Source organism: Psychrobacter cibarius (assembly GCF_016107535.1).
In the GTDB taxonomy this organism is placed as follows: domain Bacteria; phylum Pseudomonadota; class Gammaproteobacteria; order Pseudomonadales; family Moraxellaceae; genus Psychrobacter; species Psychrobacter cibarius.
Genome location: NZ_JABASQ010000014.1, coordinates 61,518 through 75,373 on the forward strand (window position 1 = coordinate 61,518; position 13,856 = coordinate 75,373).

Here is a 13,856-nt window from a genome sequence, read left to right on the forward strand (position 1 = left end):
ATTGATTTTGAATCCCAGCTGACTTTAGGTTTGCTGGGATTTTTTTAATGGCATTCACAGTAGATATTTATTAAACTTGTGTTTGTTTTTATGGTTTCTGGAGAGGTTGTGTTTCGCTTTATTACTTTAGGAGGGTTTTTATTAATTTGGAGTGTTTCTAGTCAATCTATGGAGCCTGTAGGCTATTCAGGTACTTGGGCAAGCGCTGCTTATTTTAATAATGCCATCGATGTTATATCAGAGACAGTTAATATCGATATTACAGATGATGCTAATAATGCTGGTTATACAGTGAGCTATAAGCTGTATAACAATCGTGAAGGGCTTCAATTCCCATTGGTTTTTGAAGTATTCGATGAATTTGAACAAAGTGATGAGTTCGAAATTACTGTCGATGGTCAATCAGTGCCTGTCGTAACGGTTACTGAAGATAATAACGGGCTTGAGACATCTGATTTCTATATGCCAGCCAATACTGGTTTAGAGCAATTCAGAGCAGATTCAAAGTATATCAACCTGGATTTGTCGTCAGGGTTGCATACTATTACAGCTACTTATGACGTCCAGCCGCATTATTATGGCAGTGATTGGACTGGGATAAGCACTTACTCTTATTCGTTAGTGCCGATGAAGGAGAGCGTCAGTGATGATAAGCAGTTTAAAGGGTCATTTATTAAGCTAAATTTCAATGGTAGTTTAGACTATATCAGTATGGATATCGATGGCACAAAGAATACTTTACCTTCTAATAACCAATGGCATTTCAACGATAATCTTGCGAAAGAGATTGATTTTATTCTTCAAGCACCTCTGAATCCTGTGGCAAAAGTTTTGACGGCTGTTTCGCCATTCATAACTATAAGTTTCGCGCTATTTGTATTGGGTGGACTGCATTTACGTATGATGAAACGTAGACAGCAAGCCCAGCCCGAAACCCTTTGGACAGTCATGCTCGTGGGTGGTTTTCTAGTGCCTCTGCTTAGCCTGATAATTTATTATCTATATCTACTGGTGACAGATATGATCATTGGTCAAGGCGCAACAGGAGAGAGTCGTAATTTGTTCTTTATATGGGTTTTGCCATTAGGCTATATAGTAATAACACCTATTTATTTGATAATTAGTTTTGTGGTTTTTATGATGGTTAAACAGACGGTTACTAAAACAGTAAAGTAATTATAGTTGAAGGCTGTAAATAGCTTTGTGATTCGCGAACAGCTAGCTGACGAGCCATTTGAGAGAATATTAATGCGTAGGACCATTTTAGGATTGCTTTTATTAAGCCACAGTATGTTTAGCTATGCCAATATGGCGTCTCCCATTATCGACGGTACTAATGCCAGTACGGCATATTCAAGCAAAGATATCGATATATTGTCTGAAAACATAGATATCGATATTGCTGAAGGTTTTAATCAAGCTGACTATGATGTCACTTATGAAATTTATAGCGCTAAAGAAGGCGATCGAATACCTTTGGTTTTTGAGGTGTTCGATAACATAGATAATGATGCAGACAAAAGCTTTATAGTCGAAGTCGATGGGCAAGCGGTACCAGTACTTATCAATTATGATTATGAAAGTCATTCAAAATCATTGCCTGCTTATTATGATCCGGAAACGGATACGGCTGTGCCGTTCAATAATGACGCTAAATACTTTGAGATACACTTAAGCGAAGGCAATCATGTCATTAATGTTAAATATTCTGCCTATCCTACAATAAACCGTAGTGATTGGACCAATCAATATATCTATAGCTATTCATTAAAACCTGCCAAAACTTGGAAAAGCTTTGGTGACTTGACCGTTACTCTAAAGATTGCTGATGAGTCGAAATATTTGAAGACTAATCTTGGCGAACCTTTAAGTGGGATGATAAAAGCAGATTCTAAGTGGTTTTTTGATCATCTGCCTCAAGATGTTCTTGAGATATCTTATCAACCACAACCAATGCCTCTAGCAAAGTGGTTAATTAACTTAGACTCATTAATACTTCTGTTGTTTTTAATATGTTTGTTAGGGGGTGCTCACTATGGACTTATGTATTGGAGCCGGAAGAAAAGCCTTAAAAAAGCATGGATGGTCACATGGTTAGGGATTCTGATAGTTCCATTTATCGTATTGATGATAGTTTTCTATAAGATTTGTCTTATAGATTGGTTACTGGGCGAGCATGCCAGCAGGTATCATGGTTATACTATTTTTATTATTATCTTTGGCTATCCACTGACTTTGCTTGTTTATTTAATCATTATGAAGTTATGCGATTCTTATTTGAAACGGGTTTTTTTACAACCCTCACAAGTAGGTACAAAAAAAGCTTGAACCCAGTGGATGGATTCAAGCTTTTTAAGTTAGCCAGTTTTCAGTAAGTAAAGCACTACACCTCTTTAATAACATGACCTACATTGGTTGAATCATCCGATTTCGGAGTTGATTTTTTATTAGCGGCATCTTTATCTAGTCCTGCCGCATAATCCCGCACGTTTTGAGTGATTTTCATTGAGCAAAATTTAGGACCACACATCGAGCAAAAGTGCGCCGTTTTGTGCGCGTCTTTAGGCAAGGTTTCATCATGAAATTCGCGTGCGGTATCTGGGTCGAGCGCCAGATTGAACTGGTCGTCCCAGCGGAATTCAAATCGTGCTTTAGATAAAGCATTATCACGTGCCTGCGCACCGGGATGACCTTTAGCCAAATCAGCCGCGTGGGCTGCGATTTTATAGGTGATGATACCGTCTTTAACATCTTTTTTATTAGGCAGACCTAAATGCTCTTTTGGCGTGACATAGCAGAGCATTGCCGTGCCAAACCAGCCAATCATCGCCGCACCAATCGCACTGGTAATATGGTCGTAACCAGGTGCGATATCAGTGGTTAGTGGCCCTAAGGTATAAAAAGGTGCGTCGGCACAAACTTCTAACTGCAAATCCATATTTTCTTTAATACGGTTCATTGCTACGTGACCGGGACCTTCAATCATGACCTGTACGTCATGCTTCCAAGCCACTTGGGTCAACTCGCCAAGGGTACGCAGCTCACCAAATTGCGCCTCGTCATTGGCATCTTGCAAACAGCCTGGACGTAAGCCATCGCCTAGACTAAACGCCACATCGTACTGCTTCATAATCTCACAGATATCTTCAAAATGAGTATATAAAAAGCTCTCTTTATTATGAAACATGCACCACTGCGCCATGATAGATCCGCCACGCGAGACGATACCGGTTAAGCGTCCGGCAGTCAGTGGCACGTACTCTAATAAAACACCCGCATGGATAGTAAAGTAATCTACGCCTTGTTCGGCTTGCTCAATCAAGGTATCACGAAAGATTTCCCACGTTAAATCTTCTGCCACGCCATCGACTTTTTCGAGTGCTTGATAAATAGGGACGGTACCAATCGGCACTGGCGAGTTACGAATCAGCCATTCGCGCGTTTCGTGAATATGATTGCCAGTCGACAAATCCATGATGTTATCCGCACCCCAACGTGTGGCCCATGTCATTTTAGACACTTCTTCATCAATAGAAGAACCGAGCGCTGAATTACCGATATTGGCGTTAATTTTAACCAAAAAGTTGCGTCCGATAATCATCGGTTCAGATTCTGGATGGTTAATGTTATTTGGAATAATGGCGCGACCTGCCGCTACTTCGCTACGCACAAATTCAGGGGTAATAACAGTGGGCGTATTGGCGCCAAAGTTCTCACCATCGTGCTGACGCATATCGGTCAGCTCATGCTGCTTTTGCGTTTCGCGAATGGCGATATATTCCATTTCTGGGGTGATGATGCCGCGGCGTGCATAGTACATCTGCGTGACGTTGCCAGCTTTGCCATCGACAGTTTTGGCGCGGCGTGGTTTGTCGATATGAGCAAATCGTAGATTGGCAGTGCTGATATCGCGGGCGCGTGCCATTCCGTAAGCGCTCGATAATCCGCTTAATTGCTCGGTATCGCCGCGCTCATTTATCCAGCCTTCACGCAGCTTTGGTAAGCCTTTGGTCAAATCAATCTCGACGTTGGGATCGGTATAAACGCCAGAGGTGTCATAAACATAAAATGGTGGGTTCTGTTCCCATTCGTTCTCAGAAACGCCTTGCACAGGGGTAGGATCAAGCGTGATTTCACGCATGGGTACTTGAATATCGGATCTAGAGCCTTCGATATAAACTTTACGGGAGGCGGGGAGTATGCGGTGTAAATCGCGAGCGTCTTCTTCGAAACGAGCATCACTGGCACTGCGGTGAGCAGGGGTCTTTAACGCGTCTGTCTTAGAAGGTTTTTGATAAGGAGAAGTGGCTAATAAAGTTGTCATATGCTGTCCTAGCGTGTTGGTTTTTGAATAAAAGCAACACCGCCAGTAGCTGCGGGGGTGGCATCTGTGATCTAGACAAATTCAGTTCATGAGCATCAGCCTACGACCAAAAAACATAGTCGCGGATGATGCTCATCAAACGTTGGACGCAGCTTGATATCAGTCTTCACTACTTAATAGTACATCACGCACATTAAGGGAGTAATGAGGATAAAAAAGGCATTTCTGCACGTCCTTTGCCATAAATAACAAAGTGCTTAAGACTTCCCTGCGTCGGTACTAACCGCATCAGGTTCGGCGGGTGATCTCTCAGCGAATGTATAAAGGCGACTACTTTAATAAAGCAAGCTTAAAAGTGAGTCGATAATACACCGCACCCCGAGTCTGTCAGTGTTGTAAATCAACTCAATACTAACAAAGTTCTGCAATGAGGGCTAATGATATTTAGATGAAAATATCAGGCTTTGAGTTTGAGGTTCGATGTTTTTATGAGAACGACTCTAGAGTACCAGTGATTGAAATCACTTGATATTACTGAGCTGTAGATAGCTTATCTAAATATTATGTAAAGCGAATGAAAGATTGCAGAGGTTGTCATTAAACTGTCATAAAGATTTGGCAAGATAGCACGCATGTCACAAACAATGCTTTTTTGTATCGTTGTTAAACTTTAGGAGTCCTACATGCGTTATTCGTTATTAGCAGTGGCCGTTAGTTGTACATTAGTGCTTACGGCATGTAATAAATCGACTGAAACGACAGAGCCAGCTGCGGATAGCAGTAGCGCTGTCACCACCACTGAAGCAACCACTCAGACAACCTCTGCTTCTACAACAGGTTTTAAATCTGCTGAGAATATCGCTATGAATATCACGGGTGCAGGGGCATCGTTCCCGCAGCCTATTTATGCTAAATGGTCTTACGACTACAACGCTGCTACCGGTGGCCAAGTCAATTACCAATCGATTGGCTCTTCTGGTGGTATCAAACAAATCGAATCAAAGACAGTCGATTTTGGGGCGTCTGACGCGCCGATGACGCCTGAAGAGCTAGACGCAGCAGGCTTGATTCAGTTTCCGACGGTTATCGGCGGTGTTGTACCTATCGTCAACATCGATGGTGTTGAGCCGGGCGCGTTGAAATTAGACGGTGCAATGTTGGCAGACATCTATTTGGGTAAGATTAGCAACTGGAATGACCCTGCTATCAAAGCCATGAACCCAGATTTGACTTTGCCTGATGCCGCTATTACGACAGTATTCCGCTCAGACGGTTCAGGGACAACGTTTAACTTTACGGATTATCTTGCCAAAGTCTCGCCAGACTGGAAAGACACAGTTGGTGTTGATAAAACAGTCAAATGGCCAACGTCTGCGACTGGTGCAGGTGGTAAAGGTAACGAAGGGGTTTCAAGCTACGTCAACCGTATGAAAAACTCTATCGGTTATGTGGAATATGCTTACGCTAAGCAAAACAACATGTCACATACTGCATTGAAAAACGCTGCTGGCAACGTCGTTCAGCCATCTGCTGAGACATTTGCTGCGGCAGGTGATATCGACTGGTCAAAACAAGCAGGCTTTTATAAAGTCATCACCAACTCTGAGACTGAGCAAGCATGGCCGATAGCTGCTGCGACCTTTATCTTGGTACATAAGCAGCCAGAGAATCCTCAGCAAGTGGCTGGCGTGTTGAACTTCTTTGATTGGGCTTATACCCAAGGCGACGATGATGCCATGGCACTCGATTACGTACCATTCTCTGATGCAGCGGTTGCCTTATTCAAGGAAAAATGGAACGAGGTAAAAGGCAGTGATGGACAGCCTGTTTATAAGCCTGCTCAGTAACCTGTTTCTGCTAAATATTCTTTAATACCTTGTCAGTGCCTTACTAGTCCCTTTCGAGTTATCCTCTCGAATAACTATTCTCCGGTAGTTATTTGAGAGGTTTTATCACAGCAAATTTGATGACAAGTTTGTTGTGATAAAACCGAATGAATGCTTCTACTATTTTGACTTGATTCTATTTAATGCTGAGACACTTATGAATGATTTAAGGTCCCAACTGGCTAAACAAAAGCGCTATGACTTATTGTTTGTGAATGCTACTAAGGCTTTTGCCATACTGGTACTCTTATCGTTGGGCGGCATTTTAGTCTCCTTGATTATCGGAGCATGGCCGAGCATTCAAACATTTGGTCTAGGATTTTATACCAGTAATAATTGGGATACGGTCGCCAATGAGTACGGGGCTCTTGCCCCTATTTATGGCACGCTAGTAACGTCATTTATAGCTATTCTCATTGCAGTACCAATCAGTTTTGGTATTGCCATATTTTTGACCGAGATGTGCCCAATCTTCCTCAAAAAACCACTTGGTATCGCCATTGAGCTATTGGCTGGTATCCCTTCTATCATTTACGGTATGTGGGGTTTGTTTGTCTTTGCACCTTTCTTCGGTGATCACATTCAGCCATGGTTTATCGAGCATATAGGGCCATTGCCTATCATCGGTAAGCTATTTACTGGTGCACCAATGGGACTGGGTATGTTTACCGCCTCGCTGGTACTTGCCATCATGATTATTCCATTTATCGCCGCCACCATGCGCGATGTTTTTTCGGTCGTGCCAGACCTGCTTAAAGAATCAGCATATGGCATGGGCGCGACGACTTGGGAAGTCATGTTCAAAATTATCCTGCCGTATACCAAAGCTGGCGTGGTTGGTGGCGTGATCTTAGGACTGGGTCGGGCATTGGGTGAGACGATGGCAGTGACTTTCTTGATTGGTAATGCCTTTAACATCAGTCCGAGTCTATTTACCTCAGGTGTGACTATTACCTCAGCTTTAGCCAACGAGTTTGCCGAAGCGTCGAGTGAGCTACATTTGGCTTCCTTATTACATTTAGGCTTAATCTTATTTGTCATCACCTTCATTGTACTATCTCTAGCAAAACTCATGCTCATGCGCATGGATCACAAGGCAGGCAATCGGTAGTCGTTTGACAATCTCGATAGGTCTTTTACGGATTTATTGGACATCAATAAACATTGATAGATATTGATAAAAGATATGGGAAATAAATAGTATGGCTGCTAACAATGCGATCAATGCACCACTACCGACTCAGCCAAACAGCGCTAGCCGCTACAATCAAAGCCTTTATAACAAGCGCCGTTTGACCAACAAGTTAGGTCTAGGCTTTGCCATGTCGGCGATGGTTTTTGGACTATTTTGGTTGTTTTGGATTTTGCTTACGCTTTTCGTGGAAGGCTTTCAAGGTATTGTGCAGCTGCCTATTTTTACTGCTGATACACCGCCACCGATGAGTGCGGGCGGGCTGCGTAACGCCATTGTCGGTTCAGTAATGCTCGCGTTTTCAGGATTGTTTATCGGTGCACCTATTGGCCTCATGACAGGTATTTATTTATCCGAGTTCGCTCAAGGCAGTATGCTTGGCAAGGTAACGCGTTTCTTAAATGATATTTTGTTATCCGCACCCTCGATTGTGATTGGTCTCTTTATTTATGCATTGATGGTAAAAGGTCAAAGTTTCTCTGGTTGGGCAGGCGCGTTAGCATTGGCATTAATCGTTATTCCTGTGGTCGTGCGTACGACTGAGAATATGCTCAATCTGGTTCCTAATAGCATTCGTGAAGCGGCTTACGCACTTGGCACACCCAAGTGGAAAATGGTGACTCAAGTAACGATTAAGGCGGCTAGAGCAGGACTGACCACTGGGGTGTTACTGGCATTTGCTCGCATCACCGGTGAGACAGCACCGTTGCTATTTACGGCGCTTAACAACCAATATTTCAGTACCGATATGGGTCAGCCTATTGCCAACTTACCCAATACCATCTATCAGTTTGCGATGAGTCCTTATGATAACTGGCATACCTTAGCGTGGGCGGCGGCGTTGCTGATCACGACCTCTGTCTTGGTATTAAATATTTTGGCGAGATTCATCGGTAGTAGAGGTCAGGCTAAATAAAGGCTGATGGTAAATTAAGGCTTATCCTAGATTACCTCGAGCATTTACTTCCATTTATATTCATTGAGCTGGGTTGGAACATATTATGAATGACGTCATGAGCAAAATCCGTACAAAAAAGCCTGTCGATAAATTCAATGCGGCAGATAAATTTAATCCAACAACAGACAGTTTATTAAACAGACCGATGTCGACGGCAGCACAAATGGAGCAGCCAGATATTGCCAGCCTAACCAAACAAACGCTTCATGATATTCCCAAAAACATGCCTGCAGCAAAAATGCAAATTCGGGATCTGAATTTCTATTATGGTGACTTTCAGGCGCTAAAAAACATCAATATCGATATTCCTGATAAAAAAGTCACTGCTTTCATTGGTCCTTCAGGTTGCGGCAAATCGACGCTGTTGCGTACCTTTAATCGGATGTACGATTTATATCCGGGTATGCGGGCAGAAGGCAATATTAATCTTGATGGCAACAATATCTTGGGCAAAGACGTCGATGTCAATTTGCTACGCGCCCAAGTCGGTATGGTTTTTCAGAAGCCAACCCCATTCCCGATGTCAATCTATGACAATGTCGCCTTTGGAGTACGCCTTTATGAAAAGTTGAGCAAGGCTGAGCTGGACAATCGGGTAGAGTGGGCACTTAAAAAATCTGCATTATGGCCAGAGGTGAAAGACAAGCTAAAAGCATCAGGGCTTTCGTTATCAGGCGGTCAGCAGCAACGCTTGTGTATTGCGCGTAGCGTCGCGACCAAGCCTGAAGTGTTATTGCTTGATGAGCCAACGTCAGCGTTAGATCCTATCTCGACAGGTGCTATCGAAGATTTGATTGAAGACTTAAAACAGGATTACACCATTGCCATCGTTACGCATAACATGCAACAGGCCGCGCGCGTGTCTGACTATACCGTTTATATGTACTTAGGCGATATGATTGAGATGGGCGAGACCGACCAGATATTTACCAAGCCTGCCCAAACCGCCACAGAAGATTATATTACGGGTCGTTATGGCTAACATCGCGGTCTGAGCAAGTACGACGTGCTCGATACGTTCAATAAGATATCGTGAGCCAGTCTGTTCGACTCAACAGCCACACCGCGCTACCAAAATATGGATTTTAGGGAATACCTCTTATGCAAAGCGATAAGCATATCTCCAAAAGTTTTGACCAAGATCTTGATGAAGCTATCCGTTTGTTTTTATACATGGGCGATAGCGCGGCCAACCAAGTGGCGAAAGCGATCCATGCGCTTATCGATAAAAATGAGACACTGGCGCAAGAGGTGATTGATATGGACTTTGATATCAATCGAATGGAAGTCGAGTTGGATGAGCATATCTTGCTATTGGTCGCCAAACGTCAGCCCGCCGCCAGTGATTTACGCTTGGTCATGTCCATCAGTAAAGGCGTGGTTGATTTAGAACGCATCGGTGATGAAGCCGTGAAAATCGCTCAGATGGCCAAAAAAATTGCGGCACAAGGTAAGCTGTCGTATGGTTATGCGGAAGTGCAACACCTCAGCAATCAGGTTCGTTTGATGCTGCACAATGCGCTAGAGGCATTTAGCCAATCGAATGCTGAGCAAGCGTTTGAGGTCATGCGCAATGATAGCGTCGTCAACGATGAGTATCAGTCAGCCATCCGTGCTTTAATGACCTATATTATGGAAGATTCACGGCACGTTTCAAAAGTCATCAATATTATGTGGGTGTTGCGCGCACTTGAGCGGGTAGGCGATCATGCACAAAATATTGCAGAACTGGTGATTAACTATATTAGTGGGCAAGATGTGCGTCATTCCGACTATGCGCTGGTCGAAAAAGCCGTGCAAGAAGCCAATGACCGTATGGCGGCGCGCCAAGTAAGCACCCTGTCTGCCACTAAACCTGCCGTCAATTCAGCCACGGATTTTGTAGACTCAAACGGTGATGAGAGCTGAAAAAAACAGTTCATCGTTAATTTTACATCCAAAAAAACGCGCTATATTAAATAGCGCGTTTTTTATTTTATGGCAATAATAAAAGATAACTAGCTCTCTGGCGTCCAACCTTGTGCACGCTCATAATCTTCATTATCTAAAAATTTATCCCGTTGTTCGGTGAGGAATTTTTTGGCAGCAGGATCTAACATGCTTAGATGGTTTTCATTAATCAGCATCGTTTGCTGTTCAAGCCATTCTTTCCATGCTTTTTCAGATACTGTTTCTTGTAGCTCCTGACCTTTTTTATTAGGAAAAGGCGGGTGCGGCATTTTTGGCAATTCTTGCTGATACTTACGGCAAAATACCGTATTGGCTTGCGGATTAAAAGTCTCAGTCATAAGGCGTTCCTTATTATGGTTTAGTTATTATAAAAATATGTTATTGAATCACTCATGAGAATAGTTATACCAAACCCAATCAGCATAAGTGACTTAAATATTATTAGCTGAATTTACTTTACCTCATCATGGTATCAAAAACACCCGCAGCAGGGGCGGGTGTTTTTGATGGTAAAAGCTGTATGGTCAACAATGCGCTTTTACGCAAATACCTCTAAACGGCTGCGACCGCGAGCAACTGCTTGCTTAACTTGATTTGGCGCTGTACCACCTAAGTGGTCACGGGCTGCTAATGAGCCTTCTAGCGTTAAATATTCAAAGACATCATCACCGATTGCATCGCTAAATTGCTGTAGCTGTGCCAATGACAAATCGCTCAAATCAACACCTTCTTTGATACCCAAAGCAACGGCGTTACCCACCACTTCATGAGCATCACGGAACGCCACGCCTTGGCGTACCAAATAATCTGCAAGGTCAGTCGCAGTCGCATAGCCTTTCATCGTAGCGGCGCGCATGTTTTCTTTATTTGGAGTGATATTCGGTAGCATATCAGCAAAAGCCAATAAACAGCCGGTAAGCGTATCGACGCAATCAAACAACGGCTCTTTGTCTTCTTGGTTGTCTTTGTTATAAGCCAGTGGCTGGCTTTTCATCAGGCTAAGGAGTGTCATCAATTGGCCAAAAACACGTGCTGCTTTACCGCGAACCAACTCTGGCACATCAGGATTCTTCTTTTGCGGCATGATGGATGAGCCAGTACAGAAGCGATCAGGGATTTGTACAAAGTTAAACTGCGCTGACATCCATAGGATAATCTCTTCGCTCATCCGTGACATATGCATCATCAAGATAGAAGCGGCTGAGGTAAATTCAATCGCAAAGTCACGATCTGAGACGGCATCAAGCGAGTTTTGGCAAATACCTTCGAAACCTAGCAGCTCCGCAGTGATGGTACGATCAATTGGGAATGTCGTGCCAGCAAGGGCAGCGCTACCAAGCGGCATCTGATTGATACGGCGGCGCGCATCGACCAGACGTTCGGTATCGCGATATAACATCTCAAACCACGCCATGACGTGATGACCAAAGCTCACAGGCTGCGCCGTTTGTAAATGGGTAAAGCCGGGCATAATAGTGTCAGTATGCTGCTCAGCCAAATCAAGCAAACCACTTTGCAAGCGTACTAATAAGGCAATGATATTATCAGTCTCTTCGCGTAGCCAAAGACGAATATCGGTGGCAACCTGATCGTTACGGCTACGACCCGTATGCAGCTTTTTACCAACAGCGCCGATGATGTCAGTCAAGCGCGACTCAACATTCATATGCACGTCTTCTAGCGCGATTGACCAGTTAAACTCGCCAGCCTCAATCTCGCGCAGTACCTGATGCAGACCATCAATAATGGTGGCTACTTCGTCAGCGGTCAAAATGTCACATTCTTTAAGCATGGTCGCGTGGGCGATTGAGCCTTGGATATCGTGACGCGCAAAGCGTTGGTCAAAGCCAACAGAGGCGGTGAAGGCAGCGACAAAGCTGTCCGTCGCTTCACTGAAGCGTCCGCCCCACATCTGTTGGCCTTGGCTGTTTGAAGGACTGCTTACAGGGTTGTTTTGTGCAGCGTTATTTGTTATCGGAGCATCTGTGCTAGAATCAGAGACAGATGGGTTTACATTTGATTCGGGACTACTAGGTTTTGAAGAATTGGCGTTCATATCGGTACAAGACAAGTCAGCAGAATAAGAGCTCAAGTATAGCAAAGGATGAGGTTGCCTTACTAGCGGAGCGCTTAGAGTTTTTTATTCCCAAGCTCATGGAGGTCATGAAGCCTTGGCAGTGGTTCATTTATATCTTTTTTTGGTCGCTATTTGTCACGGTAATAAATCGCTATGATATTGCCACGTGGTCAGATTTTTTGATTCAGCTGTTTAGCAGAGTCCTGCAAAATACCTTGAGTATTATTCCTTCCTTATACATCATTGATTATTTGCGCCCCATTTTTAAGGGCATGAGCATACCTAAAGCCAGCATGTATGTGCTTGCCTTACTCATGGTGGCATCTACCATATCCATGATTTTAGTCATGCTAGTAATGATTAATATTGGTTGGTTTGAATATGACCGTCAAACTTTTATTCTAAATATATTGTTTGATGCGGTGATTAGTGGTGGCTTTACCTTGGTGTTCTTACTGTATTTTTTACGCCGTTATCGTGAGACGAATGCGCTCAAACAATCGTTTGAGCAAAAACTGCGCGCCCAAAACGATGTGTTAAAAGCCCGTCTGGCACCGCATTTCTTTTTTAATACCATCAATACGTTAATGTCATTGATTGAATCTGACCCAGTTCGCGCTGCTGATTTATTACAGCACGTTTCTGCATTATTCCGTGCCAGTTTCAATGGGGCACGAGAGATTAGTTTTGAAGAAGAAATTGCTCTTTGTGAGCACTATCTAGCGATTGAGTCTAGCCGCTTAGCGGATAAGCTTGAAGTGAGTTGGCAATTACCTGACGAAGATATCATGTATGACATGGTGATTACCGCCTTGACCTTACAGAGCGTGCTAGAAAAAATGCTGCTGAATGTGGTGGAGATGACCACTGAAACCATTTATATCAATATTAAAGTCACTTGGCAGCAGCATCGGGTTGTGATTACGATTGGTGTCGCGCTGCCGAAAAAAACCATGATTATTAACCATGATTTGCGTCAGCACATGAACTTTTATATTCAAGCGGAACGTTTACGGGCTTATTTCGGCCAAAGTGCGGATATTAAAAGTAGCGTTACTAGTAGTCGAATTATTACCGTCATCGACTATCCGCTGCAGGATGTTAGTTTATGACCGTTTTTTTGGGTTTAATTTTGTATTTTATTTCTCAATAAATAGGTATGGCATACTTATTGCACCATCTTTATAGCTAATGGGTTGTTTTACTTTACATTTAGCCATGATTCTCCATAAAAATTATTATCGATAAATGCATCGCAATAAAACTCAATGCACAAGGCTATCAACGTCAATATAGCCAGTTATTGTTTTATGAAATAATTAAAGGTTTTTATGCTAAGTGATTGGTAATGAGTGCTAATATGTTGGTAAGGCCATTGAAAAAAATACTAGGGCGTGTCCCTAATCTGTAAAATTAAGTATAAAGGCTTTAAAATAAAGAGACTATTTCAAACAGGGCTCTCTAAATTA

11 protein-coding genes and 1 riboswitch are annotated in these 13,856 nt (G+C 43.1%); of the genes, 8 read left to right on the forward strand and 3 right to left on the reverse strand.

What is annotated here, in order from left to right; all coding sequences use genetic code 11:
* The first annotated feature begins 78 nt into the window (after positions 1 to 78).
* Both JFC08_RS09340 and JFC08_RS09345 read left to right on the forward strand, forming a co-directional pair.
* Positions 79 to 1,176: a hypothetical protein gene (locus JFC08_RS09340; RefSeq protein ID WP_198330496.1), complete on the forward strand. Its 1,098-nt coding sequence runs from the start codon at positions 79 to 81 to the stop codon at positions 1,174 to 1,176.
* Positions 1,177 to 1,182: 6 nt separating this feature from the next.
* Positions 1,183 to 2,328 carry a hypothetical protein gene (locus JFC08_RS09345; RefSeq protein ID WP_198330497.1) on the forward strand — a complete coding sequence of 382 codons (1,146 nt, stop codon included), beginning with the start codon at positions 1,183 to 1,185 and terminating at the stop codon, positions 2,326 to 2,328.
* A gap of 55 nt (positions 2,329 to 2,383) precedes the next feature.
* On the opposite strand, the gene thiC is transcribed toward JFC08_RS09345, so the two are convergent.
* The gene (thiC, locus tag JFC08_RS09350) at positions 2,384 to 4,324 is read right to left on the reverse strand and encodes a phosphomethylpyrimidine synthase ThiC (protein ID WP_198330498.1); all 1,941 of its coding nucleotides are present in this window, start codon (positions 4,322 to 4,324) and stop codon (positions 2,384 to 2,386) included.
* A 248-nt stretch (positions 4,325 to 4,572) separates the two neighbouring features.
* Positions 4,573 to 4,715, reverse strand: a riboswitch (TPP riboswitch).
* Between the two features lie 292 nt (positions 4,716 to 5,007).
* Here thiC and pstS point away from each other — a divergent pair.
* The 5 genes from pstS to phoU all read left to right on the forward strand — a co-directional run bounded on the left by pstS (position 5,008) and on the right by phoU (position 10,268).
* Positions 5,008 to 6,171 (forward strand): phosphate ABC transporter substrate-binding protein PstS, encoded by a 1,164-nt coding sequence (gene pstS / locus JFC08_RS09355; RefSeq protein ID WP_198330499.1) that lies wholly within the window; start codon positions 5,008 to 5,010, stop codon positions 6,169 to 6,171.
* A 196-nt stretch (positions 6,172 to 6,367) separates the two neighbouring features.
* The gene (pstC, locus tag JFC08_RS09360; RefSeq protein WP_198330500.1) at positions 6,368 to 7,321 is read left to right on the forward strand and encodes a phosphate ABC transporter permease subunit PstC; all 954 of its coding nucleotides are present in this window, start codon (positions 6,368 to 6,370) and stop codon (positions 7,319 to 7,321) included.
* Between the two features lie 91 nt (positions 7,322 to 7,412).
* Positions 7,413 to 8,318 (forward strand): phosphate ABC transporter permease PstA, encoded by a 906-nt coding sequence (gene pstA / locus JFC08_RS09365; RefSeq protein ID WP_109590613.1) that lies wholly within the window; start codon positions 7,413 to 7,415, stop codon positions 8,316 to 8,318.
* 97 nt (positions 8,319 to 8,415) lie between these two features.
* Positions 8,416 to 9,342: a phosphate ABC transporter ATP-binding protein PstB gene (pstB, locus tag JFC08_RS09370; RefSeq protein ID WP_087814967.1), complete on the forward strand. Its 927-nt coding sequence runs from the start codon at positions 8,416 to 8,418 to the stop codon at positions 9,340 to 9,342.
* Positions 9,343 to 9,461: 119 nt separating this feature from the next.
* On the forward strand, positions 9,462 to 10,268 hold the full coding sequence (phoU, locus tag JFC08_RS09375) for a phosphate signaling complex protein PhoU (RefSeq protein ID WP_227697714.1): 807 nt from the start codon (positions 9,462 to 9,464) through the stop codon (positions 10,266 to 10,268).
* 89 nt (positions 10,269 to 10,357) lie between these two features.
* Here phoU and JFC08_RS09380 read toward each other — a convergent pair whose 3' ends face one another.
* On the reverse strand, positions 10,358 to 10,648 hold the full coding sequence (locus JFC08_RS09380) for an oxidative damage protection protein (protein ID WP_060490196.1): 291 nt from the start codon (positions 10,646 to 10,648) through the stop codon (positions 10,358 to 10,360).
* Between the two features lie 200 nt (positions 10,649 to 10,848).
* Positions 10,849 to 12,222 (reverse strand): argininosuccinate lyase, encoded by a 1,374-nt coding sequence (gene argH / locus JFC08_RS09385; RefSeq protein WP_198330504.1) that lies wholly within the window; start codon positions 12,220 to 12,222, stop codon positions 10,849 to 10,851.
* A gap of 251 nt (positions 12,223 to 12,473) precedes the next feature.
* Here argH and JFC08_RS09390 point away from each other — a divergent pair, with 251 nt between their 5' ends.
* Positions 12,474 to 13,499 carry a sensor histidine kinase gene (locus JFC08_RS09390; protein WP_227697715.1) on the forward strand — a complete coding sequence of 342 codons (1,026 nt, stop codon included), beginning with the start codon at positions 12,474 to 12,476 and terminating at the stop codon, positions 13,497 to 13,499.
* Positions 13,500 to 13,856: the final 357 nt, after the last annotated feature.